Below are 22,930 nucleotides of genomic sequence, written 5' to 3'. Positions count from 1 at the left end.
ATCCGCCCGAGGAGGCACCCGATGAGTGAGCAGGACGTTGGACCGATCGACTACCTGGCGGTGGAGTTCCCCGGAGGTCGGCTGAACGGGGACGGCTTGGCCGCTCTCGTCGACCTCACCGAGCGGGGGATCATCCGGATCCTGGACCTGGTGATCGCGCAGGTCGACGCTGACGGCAGCTTCGTCACCGTCGAGCTGGCCGACCTCGACGGCGACGGTGAGCTCGACCTCGCGGTCTTCGAGGGCGTGACCTCGGGCCTGCTCGACGACGAGGACATCGCCAGCAGCGCCGCGCTCGTCGAGCCGGGCAACGCCGTCGGCGTCATCGTCTACGAGAACACCTGGGCCGGCCCGTTCGTCACGGCCATGCGCAAGGCCGGCGCCGAGGTCATCGCGAGCGGCCGGATCCCGGCCGACGACGTCATCGCCGCACTCGACGCCCTCGAAGGCGCCGAGGCCTGAGCAGGAAGGGAGAACAGGACATGGGACTCATCGGAGGAATGGCCCGCACGGCGGTCGTCGCCGGCACCGCGACGGCGGTCTCCAACCGCGTCTCGCGGCGCCAGGCAGGGCGGTGGCAGCAGCAGGCCGACGCCCAGGCCTATCAGGAGCAGCAGTACCAGCAGCCGGTGTACGCCGCCCCGCCCGCGCCGGCTCCGGCCGCGGCGCCGGCGGCGTCGGACTCCGACGACATGATCGGGAAGCTCCAGAAGCTCGGTGAGCTGCGCGACCAGGGCATCCTCACGGAGGCGGAGTTCGAGGCGCAGAAGGCGAAGGTGCTCGCCGGCCTCTGACCGGGCACCACGCAGAACGGCCCCCTCGCCACTGGCGAGGGGGCCGTTCCGCTTCGGTCGGCCGACGTCAGCTGAGCAGCTTGGCCTTCTGGGCCTGGAACTCCTCCTCGGTGATCGCGCCCTTGACCTGGAGCTCGTGGAGCTTGGCGATCTGGTCGGCGGTGCTGGTGCCGGGGCCTGTCACGCTCTGCACGTAGGCGCGCATCTGCTCGTCCTGGCGCTGGGCGTCGCGGACCGCGTGCTCGCCCATCTTCTTGCCGCGGGCGATGAGGTAGACGAACACGCCGAGGTAGGGCAGGAAGATCACGAAGATCGTCCACAGGGCCTTGCCCCACCCGCTCAGGTCGTCGCTGCGGAAGATGTCGGCGAAGACGGTGATCAGCAGCCAGATCCAGATGAAGAAGAGGAAGAACCAGAGCATGCTGAGGAAGACGTCGCCCGGTGTGTACTCCCACAAGGTGACCACGATGAACCTCCTGTCGAGCGGCTAGCGCCGCGCTGGGTGCCGCCGCCGGGATCGGCGTACGCAGGCGTCATCGTGGTGCGCGCGCGGGTGGGGCAGCATCACCCCTCGTGGGGTGGAAGCGCTCCGGCTCAGCGGCGGTAGTCCTTCATCTGGACGGTGAGCGACCAGATCACCAGCACGTAGATGCCGATGGTGATCATCGACCACCACGGGTAGGCCGGGATGCTGAGGAAGTTCGACATCGCGCCGATGACGGCCAGCACGATGCCGACCACCCGGGCCCAGCGCGCGCCGCGCAGCAGCGCAACGCCGATGAGGACCGTCACGAGGCCCAGGACGAGGTGGATCCAGCCCCAGGCGGTCACGCTGAACCGGAACGTGTAGTCGCTGCCGGCGGCGTAGAAGTCGGGCTCCCCGATCGCCGCGATGCCGTGGAGCACGTCGAAGCCCCCGGTGACGATGAGCATGATGCCCGCGAACGCGACGGTGACGTCCGCGAAGAACCCGCTGGTGGAGTAGTCCATCTCGTTGCGTGGCGTGCTCATGTGCTGCGCCTCCTCGGTGAGCGTGCCAGCCATGCTCCGCGCTGGGCGGGTGGCCGCACCCCACCCCGGGCGGGGTGGTCGTCCGCTAGCATCCCGCGGAACGAGAACCCGTTCTACCCGAGGTGGTCGCATGCCCGGTCCCGGTCCGCACGGATTCAACCTCTCGACGGTGGTCGCGACGGTCGCCGCCGCCGTGCCCGACCAGGTGGTGCTGGCGTGGCGGGACCGGAGGCAGACGTACGCCGAGCTCGACGCGCGCGCGTCCGGGATCGCCCACCTGCTGGTCGAGCGGGGGCTGGGCTGCCACACCGAGCGGGACGCGCTGGCCGGCCACGAGTCCGGGCAGGACCACCTCGGCATCTACCTGCACAACGGCAACGAGTACCTCGAGGCGATGGTCGGCAGCTACCGCGCCCGGGTCGCCCCGTTCAACGTCAACTACCGCTACGTCGAGGAGGAGCTGGTCTACCTCCTCACCGACGCCCGGACGAAGGCGCTGGTCTACCACGCCGAGTTCGCGCCGCGCCTGGCCGCGATCCGCGACCAGCTGCCCGACCTCGAGCTGCTCGTCCAGGTCGCCGACGACTCCGGCCACGACCTGCTCCCGGGCGCACTGGACTACGAGACCGTCGTCGCCACGCCGGCGCCCGCGGGAGGGATGCCCGAGCCCGACGGCGACGACCTCTACATCCTCTACACCGGCGGGACCACCGGCATGCCCAAGGGCGTGCTGTGGCGCAACGACGACATCTACGTCACCTCGATGGGCGGCACGCCCTTCGGCACCAACGAGCCCTTCCCGTCGTACGACGCCATCGCGGAGGCCGCGCGCGCCGCCGGCGGTGCCATGAGGCTGTTGATGATCCCGCCGTTCATGCACGGCGCCGCCCAGTGGTCGACGTTCCACACGATCACCGGCGGCGGCACGATCGTGCTCCCCGACGAGGTCCGGCACCTCGACGCGGCGGACGCGATCGCCGTCGCCGCCCGAGAGAGGGTCGTCAGCATCCCGGTCGTCGGCGACGCGGTCGCGCTGCCGCTGATCGAGGAGGTCGAGCGCGGCGGCCACGACCTGTCCGGGCTGGCGGCGTTCAACAACGGCGGCGCGCCGCTGACGCCGGGCGTGCGTGACCGCATCCTGGCCGCGCTCCCGCACGCTCTCGTGATGGACGCCGCCGGCGCCTCCGAGACCGGGCTGCAGATGAGCTCGCTGTCGCTCAAGGGCATGGAGGCCGGGACCGCGACCTTCAACCCCGTGCCGGCCACGACCGTCGTCGACGACCTGTTCGCGCGCGTGCTCGAGCCCGGTGAGGGCGAGGGCTGGCTGGCCCAGCGCGGCCGGGTGCCGCTCGGCTACCTCGGCGACGCCGCCAAGACCGCGCGCACCTTCCCGGTGATCGACGGGGTGCGGTTCTCGATCCCGGGCGACCGGGCGGTCATCAACGCGGAGGGCCAGATCGTGCTGCTCGGCCGCGACGGGGTCACGATCAACTCCGGCGGCGAGAAGATCTTCGTCGAGGAGGTCGAGCGTGCCCTGGCCGCGCACCCGGCGGTCCGCGACGTGGTCGTGGTCGGCCGCCCGTCGGAGCGGTGGGGCAGCGAGGCGGTCGCGGTCGTCCAGCTCGAGGACGGCGTCTCGGCGACCGACGAGGACCTGCTCGCCGAGGCCGAGAAGCACGTCGCCCGCTACAAGGTGCCCAAGGCGATCGTCCGGGTGGCGTCGGTGCAGCGGTCGCCGTCGGGCAAGGCCGACTACCGGTGGGCCAAGGTGCAGGCCACGTCCTGAGCCCCCCAGCGGCGATGATTCCGCCTGTCGGCGGTGGTCGGTAGCGTCGAACCACACCGACCGAGGAGCGTGCGATGACCACCCAGCTCAACCCCTACCTCAACTTCCGCGGCGAGGCCCGGGACGCGATGACCTTCTACCACTCCGTCTTCGGCGGCCAGCTGGACGTGATGACGTTCGGCGACATGGGCGGCATGGGCGTGCCCGACTCCGAGGCGGGTCAGGTCATGCACTCGGCGCTCACCGTCTCCGACTCCGTCAACATCTTCGGCTCCGACGTCCCGAGCCACATGGAGGGCGACTTCCCCAACGGCCGGATCTCGCTGAGCGGTGACGACGCCGACACGCTGCGCGGCTGGTTCGACGGGCTCGCCGCCGGCGGCACCGTCAACGTGCCGCTCGACAAGGCGCCGTGGGGCGACTGGTTCGGCGACCTCACCGACAGGTTCGGCGTGAGCTGGATGGTCAACATCGCCGGCGGCGAGGGCTGAGCCTCGACCGGCGCGCGTGGTGACGCGCGCCGGTCACACTCTGCGAGTCAGCGGCCGACCGGCTGGAAGTAGTGAGCGGCGCCGTAGGCGGCGACCCTCCGGCCGAGCGCCTGGCCTGCCACGTCCGCACTGCGGTAGTGGAGGCCGGCCCAGATGCGTGCCTCGATGAGCTCGGCGAGCGGCTGTGTGAACGTGTCGAAGGTGCGCACTGCCGGCCCGCCGGGGTTCACGAAGGTGCTCGTGATCTGGAACGACCCACCCACGGGGTCGTCGCCGAAGAACATCCGCAGGACGGTGGTGTGTGCCGCGTCGAGGCAGTTGTGTCCCGACGCCCACTCGGGGTACGGCGCGGTGATGAGCGCCGTCCAGGCGAGGTCGGGATCCGTGGCCGGGTTCCCGTCCTCCAACGCCCGTGGGATCGCGTTCCACGGCCGCCAGAAGTCGAAGTGGTACTTGTCGTTCCAGCAGTTGATCGCCGCGTCCGCGCCACTCAGGTTCTGCAGCGCGAGGAGCCGTGCGCTGTCGGCGGCGTCGAGATCGGTCCGGGCGATGAGCTGCCGGGACACCTCGTTCCAGCTCAGCACGGGTGCGCTCTGCCACCACTTGGCGATGTAGGTCTGGTCCGCGGTGCGGGTCGAGCCGGTGGCCCTGCCCAGGCTCTTGACCTCGTTGAACTCCGTCGCCCACTGCTGGCTGTCGAGCGAGGGCGGTGGTGCGGACCGGAACTGCGAGGAGCTCCGGAGGAGGAACGGCGTCACGTCGCCCGCCCACGGGGTCGGGTCGAGGGCGGGCACGCCGCCAGGAGCCAGCGGCTGCCAGTGTCCGGGCGCGGGGTTCGACACCCACGGCGACGGGCCGAACCGTCCGTCGCCCTCTCTCGCATCGAGCATCGCGTCGGCCGCCGCGTGTCCCACCACGACGCCCTGCCTCGTGAACGAGTCATCGTCGACCGCGTCGAGCGACTCCGCGTACGCGGAGTCGAGCGCGCTCAGCAGTCCCGCACGACCGGGGAACGGCGCCCTCTCCGGCGCCGTCGAGACGAGCTCTGACAGCACGTCGTACGCAGCCGTCGCGACCGCGGCGTCGACCGACGCCCTGGCGCCGGTGCGCCTGTTCAGGAGGTACGGACGGTACTGCTTCGGCCCGATCGCGTTGACCGCGTCGTAGACGGCGCCCTGCACCATCCCCATGTTGATCGAGAAGGCGGGTGGGGCGCCGCCGTCCGGTGCCGGGACCGCCGCCAGCGTCGTCGTCGCGATCTGGTTCCAGCGGATCACCTCGCTGGCGTCGGTCCCCACGTGCGGTGGGGTCGACGCGTCGGACACCCCGAGCGCGCCCAGGAGCGCGCCGATGGTCACCGAGGTGACCGCGAAACCTCGCCTGTGGAACATGGTTCCCTCCTCGCCTCGCACCTGCTCGGAGCCGGTCAGGTGCACTGCGTGGAGCCGTGGAGCCAGGGTGACTGCGCGTGCCGATCGACGACCGAGTCCCTGTCCCGGGACCAGTAAGTCACCCGGCGGTCGTCCTCGTCATCGTCAAAAACCGGTGATCTTTCGAGGACCCGGCCGGCCGACGTCCTCGAGGTCGGACCAGTCGACCTCCGCGAGCCGGCGCTGGTACTCCGCCACCTGGCCGGGCCAGTTGGTGGTGATCCGGGCGCCGTCGCGGTACCAGCTGTCGCAGTGCGACCAGATGCCGGTGCCGAGACGGCCCTGCATCTCCCGGTCGTAGGCCTCCCACGCCTCCCGGCGGACGGCGACGCGCCGGGCCTCTCCCGCGGCGATCCGGCCCACCACCTCGGCGATCCAGCTCGCCTGGGCCTCGAGCATCTGGATGATCGAGCTGCCGCCGAGGTTGGTGTTGGGGCCGTAGACGCAGAAGAGGTTCGGGAAGCCGGGCACCGTCAGGCCGAGGTGCGCCCGGGCGCCGTCCGACCAGACGTCGTGCAGGTCCGCGCCCGCCACGCCGTGCACGGCGATGCTGCCGAGGAAGTCGGTCGCCGCGAATCCGGTGCCCCAGACCAGCACGTCCGCCTCGTGCAGGTGGCCGTCGCTGGTGCGGACGCCGCCCGGCTCGATCGCAACCACGCGGTCGGTGACGACGTCGACGTGGTCGCGGGCGAGGGCGGGGTACCAGTCGTTGGAGAACAGCAGCCGCTTGCAGCCGAGCGGGTAGTCCGGCACCAGCCGGCGGCGCAGGCCGGCGTCCTTCACCTGCCGGTGCAGGTGCATCCGCCAGACGCCCCTGATCGCCGCGAGCAGCGGGCGGGTGAGCCGCGAGCTGCCCTCGAGCGCGCGGTTGAAGAGCTCGGTGAGCTCGTAGGTCGCCCGGCGCTCGAACGCCAGGGCGCGCGGGAAGCGGTGGAAGAGCCGGTGGTGGAGCGTCGAGTACAGCCGGTCCGGCCGCAGCACGACGTACGGCGCGGAGCGCTGGAAGACCGTCATCGCCGCCACCTCGTCGACGATCCCGGGCACCAGCTGGACGGCGCTGGCCCCGGTGCCGATGACGGCGACCCGCTGGCCGCGCAGATCCACGTCGTGGCGCCACCGGGCGGAGTGGAACGCCGGGCCGGCGAACGTCTCCACGCCGGGGATCGCCGGGACCACCGGCTCCGAGAGCTGGCCGACCGCCGAGACCACCACGTCGGCGAGGTAGGTCGTGCCGCCGGCGGTGCGCACCTCCCACCCGTCGTCCCAGCGGAGCCCCGTGACCTCGACGCCGGTGCGGACCAGGTCGCGGAGACCGCGCTCGGCGGCGGTCCGGCGGATGTAGTCGAGGATCTCCGGCTGCGGCGAGTAGCGACGCGACCAGTCGGGGTTGGTCGCCCACGACCAGGAGTAGAGCGGGGAGGGGACGTCGCAGGCCGCGCCCGGATAGGTGTTGTCGCGCCAGACCCCGCCGACGTCGTCGGCGCGCTCGAGCACCGTCACGTCGTCGATCCCGCTCTCGCGCAGCGCGTGCGCCACGCCGAGGCCGCCGAACCCGGCACCGATGATCACCACGCGGGGAGCCATGGCGTGAACGGTAGGAGCAGCGCCGCGGTGCCTGATCCATAATTCCGGCCATGGTGTCCGGCGCGGTGCGGTTCGAGCAGGCGGCGGTGCGGGACTGGGACTTCGCCCGCGCGGCGTCCGGCGTGCGGCTGCTCGTCGACCACGCCCGCGACCGGGGGCTCGCCGACGACGACCTGCTGGCCGGCTCCGGCCTCACCGTGGCCGGTCTCGACGCGGCGACGGAGGTCACCGCCGCCCAGGAGCTCCGGGTCGTGCGCAACCTGCGGGGTCGGCTGGGCGAGGTCGGCGAGGAGGTCGGCCGGCGCTACCGGGCCGCGACGTTCGGGGTCCTCGGGTATGCGCTGGTCTCCAGCCGCACGGTCCTCGACGCGATGAACGTCGCGCTGCGCTTCCTCGACCTCAGCCACACCTTCGCCATCCCGACCGCGTCGGTCGAGGGTGACGTGGTGCGGATCGTCGTCGGCGGCGCCGGGCTGCCGGCGGACGTCCGCCGGTTCCTGGTCGACCGCGACGCGGCGGCGATCCGCGCGGTGCTGCGCGAGATCGTGCCCGGCGGGATCGACCTGCGGTCGGCGCGCGACGGCGACGCCGTGGTGGTGACGCTGCCGCTCGCCGACCTCGATCGTCGGCTCTCGCGGGCGGACACCGCGACCCGCGCGGTCTCGGAGGCGGTGTGCCGCGACGTCGTCGCGCGCCGCCGCGCCCGCACGGGGCTGGCGGGGGAGGTGCGCGTGCTCGTCACCCAGCAGCTGTCCTCGGGAGCCCCGATGGCTGGCGTCGCGGGCGCCCTCGGCGTGAGCGAGCGGACCCTGCGCCGGCGCCTCGCGGCGGACGGCACGTCGTACCAGCGGCTGCTCGACGAGGTGCGCGAGTCCCTCGCCGTCGAGCTGCTCCGGACGCTGCCCGTGCAGGACGTCGCCCTGCGGCTCGGGTACGCCGAGGCGTCCAGCTTCATCGTCGGGTTCCGTCGCTGGACCGGCCGGACGCCGACGTCGTGACTCAGCGGACCTCGCGCAGCCGCCCGGTGGCGACGTCGAAGACGAAGCCGCGCACCGAGTCGGTGTGCGGGACGAACGGGCTCGCGACGATCTCGCGCACCGAGGACCGGACGTCCTCGTCGAGGTCGTTGAAGGCGCGCGCGTGCCAGCCCGGCCGCTCACCCGTGTCGGCCTCGAGCGAGGCCGCGAACTCGTCGTCGGAGAAGGTCAGCATCCCGCAGTCGGTGTGGTGGATGAGCACGATCTCCCGGGTGCCGAGCAGTCGCTGGCTGATCGCGAGCGAGCGGATCTCGTCGTGGGTCACCACGCCGCCGGCGTTGCGGATCACGTGCGCCTCGCCCTCCTGGAGGCCCAGCACGCCGTAGACGTCGATCCGGGCGTCCATGCAGGCCAGCACCGCGACGTGCTTGGCGGGCGGGAGGGGGAGCGGACCGGCGAACCCCGCGGCGTACTTCTCGTTGTTCTCGAGCAGCTGGTCGGTGACGGACATGGGGCCTCCTAGGGATGAGGACTCCAAAGTAGACCCAAAAGATCAAGAAACAACAGTAAGTCAGGTGATGGTCATGCCGCCGTCGACGGCCAGGGTCTGACCGGTGACGTAGCCGCCGGCGTCGGAGGCCAGGAAGACCACCGCCGCGGCGAGCTCGGCGGGGTCGCCCTTGCGGCCCGCCGGGATGCGCTGCTGCTGCGACTCCAGGTAGCCCGGCGGGTACTGCTCGGTCATCTCGGAGGCGAAGAACCCGGGCGCGATCGCGTTGACCCGGATGCCCTTGCGGCCGGTCCACTGCTGCGCCAGGTCGCGGGTCAGGCCGATCAGGCCCGCCTTCGACGAGGCGTACGCCGCCTGAGGCAGCCCCGCCGTCGTGAGGCCGAGCACCGAGCTGATGTTGATGATCGACGAGCCCGGCTGCATCACCCGTCCGCACGCCTGCGCCATCCAGTAGCAGCCGTTGAGGTTGACGTCGATGACCTGGCGGAACTGCTCGGGCGCCTCCCGGGTCGCCGGCACCGCCGTGCCGATCCCGGCGTTGTTGACGAGCACGTCGACGCGCCCGTACTCCTCCATCGCCAGGGCGACGACCCGGGTGCAGGACTCGGGGTCGGCGACGTCGGCCTCGACCACGAGGGCGCGGCGGCCGGCCGCCTCGACGAGGCGCGCGGTGTCCGCGAGCCGGTCGACCCGTCGCGCCGCGAGCACGAGGTCGGCGCCGGCCTCGGCCAGCCCCTGGGCGAACGCGACGCCGAGGCCACTGGAGGCGCCGGTGACGACCGCGACCCGGTCGTCGAGGCGGAACATGTCGGTGACGGTCCGTTGGTCAGGCATGGCGGTGACTGTAGCCACGACGGCGAGCGCGGTACCCTGGGGCCATGCGGAGGACCCTGCTCCTTACCTAGCCGCGTCGGAGCGATGACATCGACGCGGCTGCCCCTCGTGCCCGAGGGGCTTTTTTGTGCCCCGAGTGAACCCAGAGCAGACCCGTGACCAGGCCGGAGAGAGACAGATGAGCGAGCAGGAGACCTACGACGTCGAGCAGGTGCAGCGCAAGTGGCTGCCCGTGTGGGAGGAGCTGCAGCCGTTCCGCGCCGACGACGACTCGCCGCGCGAGAAGAGGTACGCGCTGACGATGTTCCCCTACCCGAGCGGTGACCTGCACATGGGTCACGCCGAGGTCACCGCGCTCCACGACGTGATCGCGCGCTACTGGTGGCAGCGCGGCTACGAGGTGCTGAACCCGATGGGCTGGGACTCCTTCGGCCTGCCCGCCGAGAACGCCGCGATCCGCAACGACGAGCACCCGGCGACGTACACCTACGCCAACATCGAGACGCAGTACGACTCGTTCAAGCACTACGGCATCTCCTTCGACTGGTCGCGCCGGCTGCACACCTCCGACCCGGAGTACTACCGCTGGACCCAGTGGCTGTTCCTGAAGTTCCGCGAGCGGGGGCTGGCCTACCGCAAGAACAGCCCGGTCAACTGGTGCCCCAACGACCAGACCGTGCTGGCCAACGAGCAGGTGGTCGACGGCAAGTGCGAGCGCTGCGGGGCCGAGGTCACCAAGCGCGAGCTGACCCAGTGGTACTTCAAGATCACCGAGTACGCCCAGGAGCTGCTGGACTGCCTGGACGACCTGGAGCCGACCTGGCCGGCCCGCGTCGTCACCGCCCAGCGCAACTGGATCGGCCGCTCCGAGGGGGCGCACGTCGACTTCCGCGTCGAGGGCCGCGACGAGCCGGTCACCGTCTACACGACGCGGCCGGACACGCTGTACGGCGCGACGTTCATGGTCGTGGCCGCCGACGCCAAGCTTGCCGCGGAGCTGGTCAGCGAGGAGCAGCGCCCTGCGCTGGAGGACTACCTGACCGAGGTGCGCAAGGCGACCGAGGTCGACCGGCTGTCGACCGACCGCCCGAAGACCGGTGTCTTCCTGGGCGTGCACGCCGTCAACCCGGTCAACGGCGAGCGGATTCCGGTGTGGGCCGCCGACTACGTGCTGGCCGACTACGGCACCGGCGCGATCATGGCCGTCCCCGCGCACGACCAGCGCGACCTGGACTTCGCGAAGAAGTTCGGCCTGCCGGTGCGCCGCGTCGTGGACACCGGTGAGGACAACCCGGAGGAGACCTACGTCGCCACGACGCGCGACGGGGTCTACGTCAACTCCGGCCCGCTGGACGGCATCACCGACAAGGGGACCGGCATCCACACCATCGTCGAGCAGCTGGAGGCCGCCGGCACGGGCAGGGGCACGGTCAACTTCCGGCTGCGCGACTGGCTGCTGAGCCGGCAGCGCTACTGGGGCGTGCCGATCCCGATCGTCCACTGCGAGCGGGACGGCGAGGTCCCCGTCCCCTACGACCAGCTGCCGCTGGAGCTGCCCGAGCTGCGGGGCGCGGACCTGAAGCCGAAGGGCGTCTCGCCGCTGGCCGCGGCCGAGGACTGGGTCAACGTCGAGTGCCCCACGTGCGGTGGTCCCGCCAAGCGCGACAGCGACACGATGGACACGTTCGTCGACTCGTCGTGGTACTTCCTGCGCTACTGCTCGCCGGACTACACCGAGGGCCCCTTCGACGTGGAGAAGGCCAAGGCGTGGATGCCGGCCGACATCTACGTCGGCGGCGTCGAGCACGCCGTGCTGCACCTGCTGTACGCGCGCTTCTTCACCAAGGTGCTGCGTGACATGGGGATGCTGGACGTCGGCGAGCCGTTCGCCGCCCAGCTGAACCAGGGCTTCGTCATCAACCGCGGCAAGAAGATGAGCAAGTCGCTGGGCAACGGCGTCAACCTGGGGGAGCAGCTCGCGGAGTTCGGCGTGGACGCCGTACGCCTGACCCTGGTCTTCGCCGGCCCGCCGGAGGACGACATCGACTGGGCGGAGATGTCGCCGGCCGGCTCGCTGCGCTTCCTGCAGCGTGCCTGGCGGCTGTCGGGTGACGTGACCTCGCCGGCAGGCACGGCCGCCGACGGGGGCGACGTCGCGCTGCGCCGGATCACCGCGCGCACCGTGCACGACGCGGCCGAGCTGGTCGAGGCCTACCGCTTCAACGTCATGATCGCCCGGGTGATGGAGCTGGTGAACGCGACCCGCAAGGCGATCGACTCGGGCTGCGGCCCGGCGGACCCCGCCGTGCGCGAGGCTGCCGAGGCGGTCGCGATCCTGCTGTCGCTGGTGGCGCCGTACACCGCCGAGGAGATGTGGGCGCGGCTGGGCCACCAGCCGACCGTCGCCCGCGCCGGCTGGCCGGCGGTCGACCCGGCGCTGCTGGTCGAGGAGTCGGTGACGGCGGTCGTGCAGATCCAGGGCAAGGTCAAGGCTCGGCTGGAGGTCGCTCCCGACATCAGCGAGGCCGACCTGGAGCAGCTGGCGATGGCCGACCCGGGGGTCGTGAAGGCGATCGACGGACGCCCGGTGCGCAAGGTGATCGTGCGCGCCCCGAAGCTGGTCAACGTCGTCGTCTGACGCGGCTACTCCCCGCGGAGGCCCAGCACGGCCCGCGTCATCTGGTTGCGGGTGTCGAGCAGCTCGTCGAGGGCGCCGGCGAGGTCCGTGCTGGTGACCGACAACGGGCGGTCACCGGCGCCCGGGCCTGGCGGCTCCCTGTCGGCGGCGACCACGGCGGCCCGCCGGAGCAGCTCCTTCAGGAACGACGCGGTCACGCCGTCGGTGCGGTCCAGGACGTCGTCGAGCCGGGAGAGGTCGACGTCGAGGGTGCCGGCGTACAGGTGCACGAGGCGGCGTCGCGACTCGCGGTCGGGGAGGTCGATGTGCACCGCCTGGTCGACCCGGCCCGGCCGTGACGCGAGGGCGGGCTCGAGGAGGTCGGCACGGTTGGTGGTCAGCAGGAACACCACGTCGGCGTCCTCGTCGAGGCCGTCCATCTCGTTGAGGAGCGTGAAGAGCAGCGGCGTCTCGCCGCCGTAGTGGTCACGCTGCTGGGCGATCAGGTCGACGTCCTCGACGACGATCATCGCCGGCTGGAGGGTGCGCGCGATCGAGCACGCCTCGCGGATCGCGCCGAGCGTGTCCCCGGTCAGCTCGACGATCGTGGTCTCGGTGAGCTCTCCCATCAGGTAGCGCACCGTGTGCGTCTTGCCGACGCCCGGTGGGCCGTAGAGCAGCAGCCCGCGCTTGAGGTGCTGGCCCGCCGCGCGGAGCCGGTCGCTGTTGCGGGCGACGCCCACCACCTGCCGCCGTACGTCGGCGAAGGTCGCGGACGGCAGGATCAGGTCGTCCGGGGAGAGCGCGGGCCGGGTGTGGAACCGCAGCGGCGAGGACCGCTCGCCGAACATGCTGCGGCCGAAGGAGACCACCTGACCGCGGAAGACGTTGCGGGCGACCGACTGCTCGCGCAGCCGGGCCGTCACGGCAGCCGCGGCGCCCACGCGGTTGGCGACGACCTCGACGACCACGCCGCCCAGGTCGCTCTCCGGGTCGGGGCCGCGGAACAGCGCTGCGACCCTGTCGTCACCGTCCGTCACCAGCAGGATCGCCGCCCGGAGGCACTCGCGGGTCTGGCCGTCGGGGCCGGTCGGCAGCGTCGTCCTCGTGACGTTGCCGAGCCGCGGGCCGTGCAGGTGCATCGCGGGATGCTGGCCGAGCAGGTCGGCGAACCCGAACGAGCCGCGGTGCCGGTACTCGGTCAGGCCGTGGACCTCGTGGGCGTCGGCGGCGTCGAGCCAGGCGTCGAGGGCGGCCTGCACGTTGACGTGCTCGTAGGCGGGCCAGGTCTCGTCGACGACCGCCAGGTCGGTCGGCGGCAGGCCGAGGTGGTCGCCGACGACGGACGCGATCGTCGGCTGCTCGGCAGCTCGGGCCTGGGCGACGAACCTGCGGACCAGCTGCTGGCCGTACTTGCGGAGGTCGGACGGACGGAACGCGCCGTCGTCGCCGGGCTCCTGGGCCGGACCGCTCGACGACACGGCGCTGGCGTAAGCGGTCATCTGTCTCTCCCTCGGGGTCCCCGTCGCGGGCACCCTACGGCGTCCGCGGCGCCGCCCGCTCGGGGATTCGTCTAACCTTCCCCGCATGCCGGTCGCGATCGTCACCGACTCGACCGCCAGCCTCCCGGTCGAGGTGGCGGCCGAGCGGGGGATCGTCGTGGTCCCGCTGCAGGTCGTCATCGGCGCCGAGGTGCTCGACGAGGGACCGGACGGCGCCACCCCCGAGCTGGTCGCCGCCGCGCTGCGGGAGTGGAAGCCGGTGAGCACCTCCCGGCCGAGCCCCGCGGCGCTCCTCGAGGTCTACGAGCGGGCCGCCCGCGACGGTGCCACGGAGATCGTCTCGGTCCACCTCTCCGGGGAGATGAGCGGGACGTTCGAGTCCGCGCAGCTCGCCGCGCGGGACGCGTCGGTCCGCGTGCTGCCGGTCGACACCCGGCAGGTCGGCTTCGCCACCGGGTTCGCCGCCCTCGCCGCCTCCGACGTCGTCGCGGCGGGTGGCAGCGCCGAGGACGCGGCCGTCGCCGCCCGACTGCGCGCGGAGGCGTCGTCGTCGCTCTTCTACGTGGACACCCTCGAGTACCTCCGGCGCGGCGGCCGGATCGGCGCTGCCGCGGCGCTCCTCGGTGGCGCGCTCGCGGTCAAGCCGCTGCTCCAGATCGAGGACGGCCGGGTGGCCTCCCTGGAGCGCGTGCGGACCTCCGCGCGAGCGCTCGGCCGGCTGGAGGAGCTGGCGGTCCAGCGGGCCGGGGACGTACCGGTGGACGTCTGCGTGGCACACCTGGCCAACCCCGACCGGGCCGGTCAGCTCGCCGAGCGGCTCGGCGAGCGCCTGGAGCCCAACCTCGAGGGCCGCGAGGTCTGGTGCGGCGAGCTCGGCGCCGTCCTCGGTGCGCACGTCGGCCCCGGCATGATCGCGGTCTGCGTCGCTCCTCGCGCCTGAGCCGCGAATCGTCCACAGGCGCCGCCCCGACCGCGTTCTCCACAGCCCACGGGACGGCCGGCCGCCGACGTCGGCCCGTCTCCCTAGCGTCGCGTCATGCCTCCCTTCCGCCACCGCACCGGCCACCAGGAAGCCGTCTCGCGCCGGCTCGCGCAGCTCGGCGCCGAGCTGGCCGCCCAGCGACCGGATCCCGACGAGGCGCTCGACCCGGGTCCTGAGATCCCGCTGCCGGGTCGGCACGCCTCGCGGCGGGCGGCGCCCGGCCCCCAGCCCTGGCGGGACCGCTGGGGGCTCGGCCCGACCCACCTGGTGGTCGTCGCGGTGCTGGCGGCCGTCGGGCTGGCGCTGACGGCGTGGTGGGTGGTGCGCAGCCAGCCGAGCGTGGTGGAGGCGCCCCCGCCGACGGCTCCCTCCGGCACGACACCGGCCCTCACCGGCGCGACGCCGGCGGCCTCCACGCCGACCGCCTCCGGGGCGCCCACCGGCTCCGGCACGGTCACCGTCGACGTCAGCGGTGCGGTCCGTCGGCCCGGCATCGTCGTGCTCGACACCGGGTCGCGGGTGGTCGACGCCGTCGAGGCGGCCGGCGGAGCCCGTCGCGGCGCCAACCTGTCCTCCGTCAACCTCGCCCGGCTGCTCGTCGACGGCGAGCAGATCCTCGTCGGGGCACCGGCGGGGGCGGCAGGGGGCGCCGGTCCCGGGCCTCCCGCGCCGTCCGGCCCGCTGGGCACGGTGCTCGTCAACATCAACACCGCCTCCCTGGCCGAGCTCGAGACGCTGCCGGAGGTCGGCCCGGTCACGGCCCAGGCGATCGTGACCTGGCGCGAGCAGCACGGCGGCTTCAGCGCGATCGAGGAGCTGCTCGAGGTCGACGGCATCGGCGACGCCACCCTGGCCCAGCTGACCCCGCACGTGACGGTGTGAGGCGGCGTGCGTGCGGGTGGTCCCGACCTGCGGATGCTCGGACTCGCGGTCGCCGCCTGGGCAGGCGCCGGTGCGGGACGCTGGCAGGGATGGTGGTCGGTCGGCGGCGCCCTGGTGCTGGCGGCGGTGCTCGGGCTGGCGCTGCGTCGCCGGTCCGGCAGCGGCCTCGGAGCGGCGCTCGCCGGCGTGCTCGTGCTCGCGGCGGTCGGCGGCGTCACCGTGCTGCGGCTGGAGCAGGTCCGACGGGGTCCGGTCGCCGCACTCGCCGTCGAGCGAGCGGCGGTGCGCGTCGAAGGCGTGGTGGTCAGCGACCCGCGGGAGGTCCAGGGCCGCTTCGGCAGCACCGTGGTGTGCCGCCTCGAGGTCCGGTCCCTCACCGGGCGCGCTCAGACCTTCGCGACCCGCACGACCGTGCTGGTGGTCGGTGACACCGCATGGCTCGAGGCGCCGCTCGGCAGCCGGGTGCGGACGACCGGCAGGCTCGGGCCGGCCGACGACGACGTCGCCGGGGTCCTGGCCAGCCGAGGTCCGCCCGAGGCGGTGGCCGGTCCGGACCCCTGGTGGCGCGCAGCGAGCGCAGTCCGCGCATCGGTGCGAGCCGCCGTGGCGCACCGGCCCGCCGACCAGGCCGCGTTGGTGCCGGCGCTGGTCGACGGCGACGATGCGGGTCTCGACGAGCAGCTCGCCGCCGACTTCCGGACGACCGGATTGACTCACCTGCTCGCGGTCTCCGGGACGAACCTGACCCTGGTGGTCGGCTTCCTGCTGCTCCTCGCCCGCACGTGCGGGGTGCGCGGCCGCTGGCTCTACGTCGTCGGGGCGCTCGGGATCGTCGGGTTCGTGCTCCTGGCGCGCACGGAGCCCAGCGTGCTGCGGGCGGCGGTGATGGGGGCGGTGGGCCTGGTCGGCCTGGGCGTCGACGGACGGCGCCGCGGTCCGAGGGCACTCGGCGTCGCCGTCGTCGTCCTGCTCCTCGTGCAGCCGGGCCTGGCGGTGCAGCCGGGCTTCGCGCTCTCGGCGCTGGCGACCGGTGGCATCGTGCTGCTCGCACCGGTGTGGCGCGACGCGCTCGCCCGCTGGCTGCCCCGCGTCGCGGCGGAGGCGGTCGCCGTCCCCGCCGCTGCGCAGCTCGCGTGCACGCCGGTCGTCGCCGCCCTGTCGGGACAGGTCAGCCTGGTCGCGGTCGCCGCCAACCTGGCGGTCGCGCCGGCGGTCGCCCCGGCGACCGTGCTCGGCCTCGGCGGTGGCCTCGTCGGCCTGGTCTGGGCGCCGGCCGGGCGGTTGCTGGGCACGCTCGCCGGCTGGTGCGTGGCGTGGATCGTCGCGGTCGCGACCCGTGCCGCCGACCTCCCCGGTGCCGCTGTCGGCTGGGGGTCCGGTGCGCTGGCGCTCGCGGTGCTGACCCTGCTCGTAGCAGCGGTCGCGGTCGCGGGTCCCGTGCTGCTCCGGCACCCGGTGACCGGGGTCGGGTGCTGCCTGCTGCTCGGGCTGGTCGTGGCGGTCCGCCCACCGCAGCCCGGCTGGCCGCCGCGCGGCTGGGTGATGGTGGCCTGCGACGTCGGCCAGGGCGACGCCCTGGTGCTGGCCGCCGACGGCGGCGCCGGCGTCGTGGTCGACGCCGGCCCGGACCCGGTCGCCCTGGACCGGTGCCTGGACCGGCTCGGCGTCCGCACGGTGCCGCTGGCGGTGCTGACCCACTTCCACGCCGACCACGTGGACGGCTTCGCCGCCCTCTTCGAGGGGCGCGCCGTCGGAGCCGTCGAGACGACGTCCCTGCAGGACCCGCCGGAGGCCGTGCAGGCCGTGTCCGAGATCGCTGCCGCGCACGGCGTCACGCCCACGGTCGCGCCGTACGCCGTGCCGCAGCAGGTCGGCGACCTCCGGCTCACGGTCCTCTGGCCGCCGCCCGGCGCGCCCGAGACCGGACCCGGCGACGGCAGCACCGCCAACGACGCGAGCGTGGTGCTGCTGGCCGAGGTGCGCGGCGTCCGGCTGCTGCTGACCGGCGACGTCGAGCCGCACGGGCAGGCGGCGCTCGCCCGCACCTGGCCGGACCTGCGCGTCGACGTGCTGAAGGTGCCGCACCACGGCAGCCGCTACCAGGACGAGCCCTGGCTGCTCGGCCTCGGTGCCCGGGTCGCGCTGGTGTCGGTGGGCGCCGACAACGACTACGGCCACCCGGCCGCCGAGGCGCTCGGCCCGCTGGTGGCGGCCGGGACGCGGGTGCTGCGCACCGACACGGGCGGCGACCTCGCCGTCGTCGTCGATGGCACGAGCCTCGCGACGGTCACCGTCGGCGGGCTGTGACAGGCTGTGCCCACCATGGCAGGCACCACGAAGCTCCGCGCAGCAGACGTCCTGGCCAAGGTCACGCTGGTGACCGGCAAGGAGGAGTTCCTCCGGGAGCGGGCGGTGACCTCGGTCCGCGACGCGGTGCGCCACCACGACCCCGAGATGGAGTTCGCGGAGACCCGCGGGGCCGACCTGACGTTGGCGACGCTCGGCGAGCTGTCGGCGCCGTCGCTCTTCTCCTCGACCCGGTGCGTGGTCGTCCGGGGCCTCGAGGACCTGCCGGAGGAGTCCGTCGAGGGGATCCTCGGCTACGCCGCGGCGCCGGCCGACGAGGTGGCGCTGGTGCTGATGCACAGCGGCGGTCCCAAGGGCTCGGGAGTGCTGACCAAGCTGCGCAAGCTCGCCACCGTCACCGAGACCAAGACCACCGAGCTGCGACCCTCGGAGTTCCCGGCGTTCGTCGCCTCCGAGGCCCGCCTCCACGGATCGGGCATGGAGCCGGACGCCGCCGACCTGCTGGTCCAGGCGGTCGGACAGGACCTGCGCTCGCTCGCGGCCGCTGCCCACCAGCTCGCCAACGACTTCCCGGGGCAGGCGCTCACCGTCGACATCGTGAAGCGCTACTTCGGCGGCCGGGCCGAGGCGAAGTCGTTCGCCGTCGCCGACGCCGCCTTCTGGGGCCGTCGCACGCAGGCGCTCGAGGAGCTGCGCTGGGCGCTCGACGGCGGCACCGCTCCCGTGCTCGTGACCTCGGCGTTCGCCGGGGGAGCGCGCGGCGTCGCCCGCTACAAGTCGGCTCCGCGGGGCATGCGCGAGGCCGACCTGGCCCGCGAGGTCGGGGTGCCGCCGTGGAAGCTGCGCACGATCCGCGACCAGTCGCGCGGCTGGTCCGACGGCGGCATCGCGCGGGCGATCCGCGCGATCGCCCAGGCCGACGCCGACATCAAGGGCGCCGCCAGCGACGCGTCGTACACCCTCGAGCGGCTGGTGCTCACCGTCACCGCGCTGCGCGATCAGCGCTGAGGGTCGCTCGGAAATGACGACGACCCGCCCGAGAGACTCGGACGGGTCGACGTGACGACCGATCAGGACCTGTCGCCGACAGGTCGCAGGATCAGAGAGAAGCGGCCTTCTTGGCGATCGCGGACTTGCGGTTCGCGGCCTGGTTCTTGTGGATGACGCCCTTCGAGGCGGCCTTGTCGAGCTTCTTGGCCGCGTCCTGGCCGAGCTTGACCGCGGTGTCCTTGTCGCCAGCCTCGGCGGCCTCGCGGAACTTGCGGACGGCGGTCTTGAGACCGGACTTCACGGCCTTGTTGCGCTCGTGCCGCTTCTCGTTCTGCTTGTTGCGCTTGATCTGGGACTTGATGTTCGCCACTTGCTACGCCTTCGTGATGGGGAGGGTGATCGGTCGGTTCGTCAGGGGCGCGATCGGAGCCAGGGCGTCCGACACGCGACGAACAAGGCTAGCAGCGGTGCTCGCGGCCGCCCAAATCGCGCTCAGGACCAGCCGCGCCGCTCGGCGAGCCACTGCCAGCACACCTCGCCCTGCCAGCGCTGCGCGTCGCGCATGTACGGCGAGGTCGGCGGCACCGGCAGCGTAGCCGAGAGCAGGAAGTAGGCCGTGATCAGCGCGATCACCACGTCGATCGACTCGGCCGGCACGTCGCGGGTCACCGGCGACGCGGAGAGCGCCGCCTCGACGTCGAGCCCGTCGCCGCGGGGGCCGATCATCAGGAACACGGTGTCGAGCCACGCGGCACCGACGACCGGCCAGTTCCAGTCGCACAGCAGCACGCGCCCGTCGTCGGTCAGCATCAGGTTGTCGTCGCGGATGTCGGTGTGCACGAGGGTCTCGCCGGCAGTGACGTCCGCGAACCGGGCGGCGAGGCCGGCCGCCTCGTCGGCGTGGGCGGCGAAACCCGCCAGCTCCGGCGGCGTGCTCCGGAGTTGGTCCCAGTACGCCGGCCACTCCGCGAACTCCGTGCGGAACTCCGCGACCTCGAGCCCGGTCGGCGGGGGCGTGAGCGCGGCCGCCATCTGCTCGGTCATCGCGAGGCAGACGTCCAGGTCGCCGGCTCGCCACGGGCGGGCCGGCTGGCGCGCCGCGACGTGCTCGATGCCGAGGACGACCCAGTCGTCCGCGTCGTGCAGCCACAGGAGCCGGGGCGCGGGCGCGCCGTCGGGCAGCGCCGCGAGTTTGCGGGCCTCCTCGCGGTAGGCCTCGGCGAACATCCGCTGCGCCTTGGTCGACGCGGCCTTGACGAAGTGCCGCGTCCCGTCCGCACAGACCAGGACCGACGCGAAGCCGGGGGTGAACCCGGCGCCCTGCGAGACCGCCTCGACGACGGGGGAGCCGCAGTGCTCCTCCACGAGCGCCCGCACGTGCGGCGGCAGGTGCGGCCACTCCAGCCGCCGCGCCGTCCGGCCGTGGGGGATGGTCGTCGGGATGCGTACGGCGGCGGTCACGCCGCCATCCTGGTACATCGCCGCAGGTGTGCGCGGAGGCGGCTCCCGGCGCACGCCTGTGGGAGAATGAGCGGGCCCCCCGTACGTGACCCGAGAGACGTCTGTGTCCAATCTGAACGCGCCGCAGCCTGGCCACACCGACCCGGCGATCATCCGCAACTTCTGCATCATCGCCCACATCGACCACGGCAAGTCGACCCTCGCCGACCGGATGCTCCAGCTCACCGGAGTCGTCGACGAGCGCGCCGCCCGGGCGCAGTACCTCGACCGGATGGACATCGAGCGCGAGCGCGGCATCACGATCAAGAGCCAGGCCGTCCGGATGCCCTGGACGGTGCCGGCCGGCAACGCCGAGGGCGCCGAGCCGGGCACCTACGTGCTCAACATGATCGACACCCCGGGCCACGTCGACTTCACCTACGAGGTGTCGCGCTCCCTCGAGGCGTGCGAGGCCGCGATCCTGCTCGTCGACGCCGCGCAGGGCATCGAGGCGCAGACGCTGGCCAACCTCTACCTCGCCATGGGCGCCGACCTGCACATCATCCCGGTGCTCAACAAGATCGACCTGCCGAGCGCCAACCCCGAGAAGTACGCCGCGGAGCTCGCCGGCCTGGTCGGCTGCGACCCGAGCGACGTGCTCCAGGTCAGCGCGAAGACCGGGCTGGGCGTGGAGAGCCTGCTCAACCACATCGTCAACGAGACCCCGCCGCCGGTGGGCGAGGCCGACAAGCCGGCCCGCGCGCTGATCTTCGACTCGGTCTACGACACCTACCGGGGCGTGATCACCTACGTCCGCGTGATCGACGGCAGCCTCACCCACCGCGACCGGATCAAGATGATGTCGACCGGCGCCACCCACGAGCTGCTCGAGCTCGGCGTCATCAGCCCGGAGCAGGTCAAGGCCGGTGAGATCGGCGTCGGCGAGGTGGGCTACCTCATCACCGGCGTGAAGGACGTCCGTCAGTCCCGGGTCGGTGACACGGTCACGACCCAGCACGGCGGCGCGACCGAGGCGCTCGGCGGCTACAAGCACCCCAACCCGATGGTCTACGCCGGCCTCTACCCGATCGACGGCGACCAGTTCGGCGACCTGCGCGAGGCGCTGGAGAAGCTCCAGCTCAACGACGCCGCGCTCACCTACGAGCCGGAGACCTCCGGCGCGCTGGGCTTCGGCTTCCGCTGCGGCTTCCTCGGCCTGCTGCACATGGAGATCACCCGCGACCGCCTCGAGCGCGAGTTCGACCTCGACCTCATCTCGACCGCGCCCAACGTGGTCTACAACGTGGTCATGGAGGACGGCTCCGAGGTGGTGGTGACCAACCCGAGCGAGTTCCCCGACGGCAAGATCGACGAGGTCCGCGAGCCCGTCGTCCGCGCCACCATCCTCAGCCCGAGCGACTTCATCGGCACGATCATGGAGCTCTGCCAGACCAAGCGCGGCACCCTCCTCGGCATGGACTACCTCTCCGAGGACCGCGTCGAGATGCGCTACACGCTGCCGATGGGCGAGATCGTCTTCGACTTCTTCGACCAGCTGAAGTCGCGCACCAAGGGCTACGCCTCGCTCGACTACGAGCGCTCCGGTGAGCAGGCGGCCGCCCTGGTCAAGGTCGACGTCCTGCTGCAGGGCGAGCCGGTCGACGCGTTCTCGGCGATCGTGCACAAGGACGCGGCCTACTCCTACGGCGTGATGATGGCCGGCAAGCTCAAGGAGCTCATCCCGAGGCAGCAGTTCGAGGTGCCGATCCAGGCCGCCATCGGCGCCCGGGTCATCGCCCGCGAGAACATCCGCGCGATCCGCAAGGACGTGCTCGCCAAGTGCTACGGCGGCGACATCACCCGCAAGCGCAAGCTCCTGGAGAAGCAGAAGGCCGGCAAGAAGCGGATGAAGAACATCGGCACCGTCGAGGTCCCGCCGGAGGCGTTCGTCGCCGCGCTCTCGACCACGCAGCCGACGGAGAAGTCCAAGAAGTGACGCGGTGCCGGATCACCCCGGCCCGGGCTGCCCGTCGAGGATCGCCTCGAGCGCGGACCGGTGCCGCGCGTAAGCACGCTTCCCCGCGCGGGTCGCGGCGTACGTCGTCGCGCTGCCGCGCCCGTGGCCGCTCTTGCGCGCGCTGACGTAGCCGGCCGCGACGAGCGCGGACATCTGCTTGGACAGGTCCGACTCGCTGACGCCGAGGTGGTCGCGCAGCACGCTGAAGTCAGCAGCGGCCGAGCGCGACAGCAGGGCCATCGCCGCCAGCCGCTTCGGCGCGGTCAGGGCGGGGTCCAGCCCGTCGAGGGCGGAGGTGCTCACGCGAGCCGCTCGCGGGCGCGGCGGGCCGCGTCGGCGTACGCCGACTCGTACCAGGCGACCACCAGCGTCGTCCCGACGAACGCGAAGGCAGCGCCCGCCCACGGCGCGACCAGGGCGACCAGCGCGCCGGTGCCGACCACCAGGGCGGTCGCGCCCACCAGGAAGAGCGCGATGGCGCCGCGGAACTCCCGCGGCGGTCGCCCGGTGGGCATCACGCTGTTGCGGTAGCGCACGTACCAGCGGACGAAGCCGAGCTCGGCGCCGATGAGCGCTGCCAGGGCCAGCCACTGCCAGGCGCCGTCGAGCTCGGTGAAGGCCACGGTCAGCAGGGCGGCCCAGGCCCCGACGGCGGGCGGGTACCAGCGTGGCGTCGGCGGGTAGTCCGTCCACGGGGCCGCCTCGGCGCGGTCGGCCTCCCGCAGGGTCTGGCGGATCTCGTCGCTTTCCATGCCGGAAAGTTATCGAATGCTTT

22 protein-coding genes are annotated in these 22,930 nt (G+C 72.7%); 11 read left to right on the top strand and 11 right to left on the bottom strand.

Translation table 11 applies throughout. The features are described from left to right. Positions 1-21: 21 nt before the first annotated feature. Complete coding sequence (locus HZF07_RS22640; protein ID WP_157339817.1) at positions 22-462, top strand: DUF6325 family protein; 441 nt, start codon at positions 22-24, stop codon at positions 460-462. A gap of 20 nt (positions 463-482) precedes the next feature. Continuing rightward, positions 483-794: an SHOCT domain-containing protein gene (locus tag HZF07_RS22635; protein WP_157339816.1), complete on the top strand. Its 312-nt coding sequence runs from the start codon at positions 483-485 to the stop codon at positions 792-794. A 67-nt stretch (positions 795-861) separates the two neighbouring features. Here the strand turns inward: HZF07_RS22635 and HZF07_RS22630 are convergent, their stop codons facing one another. Together HZF07_RS22630 and HZF07_RS22625 are read right to left on the bottom strand one after the other, a co-directional pair. Beyond that, positions 862-1,260, bottom strand: coding sequence for an SHOCT domain-containing protein (locus HZF07_RS22630; RefSeq protein ID WP_309504940.1), 399 nt, complete (start codon positions 1,258-1,260; stop codon positions 862-864). 128 nt (positions 1,261-1,388) lie between these two features. Continuing rightward, positions 1,389-1,805 (bottom strand): DUF7144 family membrane protein, encoded by a 417-nt coding sequence (locus tag HZF07_RS22625; protein WP_198346318.1) that lies wholly within the window; start codon positions 1,803-1,805, stop codon positions 1,389-1,391. Between the two features lie 130 nt (positions 1,806-1,935). Here HZF07_RS22625 and HZF07_RS22620 point away from each other — a divergent pair, with 130 nt between their 5' ends. After that, positions 1,936-3,591 (top strand): acyl-CoA synthetase, encoded by a 1,656-nt coding sequence (locus HZF07_RS22620; protein ID WP_157339815.1) that lies wholly within the window; start codon positions 1,936-1,938, stop codon positions 3,589-3,591. Positions 3,592-3,665: 74 nt separating this feature from the next. Further along, a complete protein-coding gene (locus tag HZF07_RS22615; RefSeq protein WP_157339814.1) occupies positions 3,666-4,082 on the top strand; it encodes a VOC family protein in 417 nt (138 codons plus the stop codon). Between the two features lie 47 nt (positions 4,083-4,129). Here HZF07_RS22615 and HZF07_RS22610 read toward each other — a convergent pair whose 3' ends face one another. Beyond that, positions 4,130-5,473, bottom strand: coding sequence for a vanadium-dependent haloperoxidase (locus HZF07_RS22610; protein WP_157339813.1), 1,344 nt, complete (start codon positions 5,471-5,473; stop codon positions 4,130-4,132). Between the two features lie 144 nt (positions 5,474-5,617). Next, entirely contained in the window at positions 5,618-7,096 is a 1,479-nt protein-coding gene (locus HZF07_RS22605) for a flavin-containing monooxygenase (protein WP_157339812.1), read from the bottom strand. A 50-nt stretch (positions 7,097-7,146) separates the two neighbouring features. Here HZF07_RS22605 and HZF07_RS22600 point away from each other — a divergent pair, with 50 nt between their 5' ends. Then, the gene (locus tag HZF07_RS22600) at positions 7,147-8,094 is read left to right on the top strand and encodes an AraC family transcriptional regulator (RefSeq protein ID WP_157339811.1); all 948 of its coding nucleotides are present in this window, start codon (positions 7,147-7,149) and stop codon (positions 8,092-8,094) included. 1 nt (position 8,095) lies between these two features. Here HZF07_RS22600 and HZF07_RS22595 read toward each other — a convergent pair whose 3' ends face one another. Then, positions 8,096-8,584 (bottom strand): beta-class carbonic anhydrase, encoded by a 489-nt coding sequence (locus tag HZF07_RS22595; protein WP_157339810.1) that lies wholly within the window; start codon positions 8,582-8,584, stop codon positions 8,096-8,098. 60 nt (positions 8,585-8,644) lie between these two features. Beyond that, positions 8,645-9,418 carry an SDR family NAD(P)-dependent oxidoreductase gene (locus tag HZF07_RS22590; RefSeq protein ID WP_157339809.1) on the bottom strand — a complete coding sequence of 258 codons (774 nt, stop codon included), beginning with the start codon at positions 9,416-9,418 and terminating at the stop codon, positions 8,645-8,647. Between the two features lie 178 nt (positions 9,419-9,596). On the opposite strand from HZF07_RS22590, the gene leuS reads away from it, so the two are divergent. Beyond that, positions 9,597-12,056, top strand: coding sequence for a leucine--tRNA ligase (gene leuS, locus HZF07_RS22585; RefSeq protein ID WP_157339808.1), 2,460 nt, complete (start codon positions 9,597-9,599; stop codon positions 12,054-12,056). Positions 12,057-12,061: 5 nt separating this feature from the next. Here leuS and HZF07_RS22580 read toward each other — a convergent pair whose 3' ends face one another. Further along, positions 12,062-13,537 carry an AAA family ATPase gene (locus HZF07_RS22580; protein WP_157339807.1) on the bottom strand — a complete coding sequence of 492 codons (1,476 nt, stop codon included), beginning with the start codon at positions 13,535-13,537 and terminating at the stop codon, positions 12,062-12,064. An 85-nt stretch (positions 13,538-13,622) separates the two neighbouring features. Between HZF07_RS22580 and HZF07_RS22575 the strand changes: the two genes are divergently transcribed. From HZF07_RS22575 to holA, 4 genes are all read left to right on the top strand, one after another. Continuing rightward, on the top strand, positions 13,623-14,477 hold the full coding sequence (locus HZF07_RS22575) for a DegV family protein (protein ID WP_157339806.1): 855 nt from the start codon (positions 13,623-13,625) through the stop codon (positions 14,475-14,477). 96 nt (positions 14,478-14,573) lie between these two features. Then, entirely contained in the window at positions 14,574-15,401 is an 828-nt protein-coding gene (locus HZF07_RS22570; RefSeq protein WP_157339805.1) for a ComEA family DNA-binding protein, read from the top strand. A gap of 6 nt (positions 15,402-15,407) precedes the next feature. Next, positions 15,408-17,708 (top strand): ComEC/Rec2 family competence protein, encoded by a 2,301-nt coding sequence (locus HZF07_RS22565; protein ID WP_309504939.1) that lies wholly within the window; start codon positions 15,408-15,410, stop codon positions 17,706-17,708. 15 nt (positions 17,709-17,723) lie between these two features. After that, entirely contained in the window at positions 17,724-18,716 is a 993-nt protein-coding gene (gene holA / locus HZF07_RS22560) for a DNA polymerase III subunit delta (protein WP_157339804.1), read from the top strand. 91 nt (positions 18,717-18,807) lie between these two features. Here the strand turns inward: holA and rpsT are convergent, their stop codons facing one another. Both rpsT and HZF07_RS22550 read right to left on the bottom strand, forming a co-directional pair. Continuing rightward, complete coding sequence (rpsT, locus tag HZF07_RS22555; protein ID WP_181645613.1) at positions 18,808-19,068, bottom strand: 30S ribosomal protein S20; 261 nt, start codon at positions 19,066-19,068, stop codon at positions 18,808-18,810. A 122-nt stretch (positions 19,069-19,190) separates the two neighbouring features. After that, positions 19,191-20,159 (bottom strand): phosphotransferase family protein, encoded by a 969-nt coding sequence (locus HZF07_RS22550; RefSeq protein WP_309504938.1) that lies wholly within the window; start codon positions 20,157-20,159, stop codon positions 19,191-19,193. Positions 20,160-20,271: 112 nt separating this feature from the next. Between HZF07_RS22550 and lepA the strand changes: the two genes are divergently transcribed. Next, positions 20,272-22,134: a translation elongation factor 4 gene (lepA, locus tag HZF07_RS22545; protein ID WP_157339946.1), complete on the top strand. Its 1,863-nt coding sequence runs from the start codon at positions 20,272-20,274 to the stop codon at positions 22,132-22,134. A 12-nt stretch (positions 22,135-22,146) separates the two neighbouring features. On the opposite strand, the gene HZF07_RS22540 is transcribed toward lepA, so the two are convergent. Both HZF07_RS22540 and HZF07_RS22535 read right to left on the bottom strand, forming a co-directional pair. Next, a complete protein-coding gene (locus HZF07_RS22540; RefSeq protein WP_309504937.1) occupies positions 22,147-22,458 on the bottom strand; it encodes a transcriptional regulator in 312 nt (103 codons plus the stop codon). Next, entirely contained in the window at positions 22,455-22,907 is a 453-nt protein-coding gene (locus HZF07_RS22535) for a hypothetical protein (RefSeq protein ID WP_157339802.1), read from the bottom strand. Before HZF07_RS22535 ends, HZF07_RS22540 begins: the two co-directional genes overlap by 4 nt. Between the last annotated feature and the right edge of the window lie 23 nt (positions 22,908-22,930).

The organism is Nocardioides agri, assembly GCF_013778305.1.
Classification (GTDB): Bacteria; Actinomycetota; Actinomycetes; order Propionibacteriales; family Nocardioidaceae; genus Nocardioides; species Nocardioides agri.
This window is presented reverse-complemented; position numbering and strand designations above follow the sequence as displayed.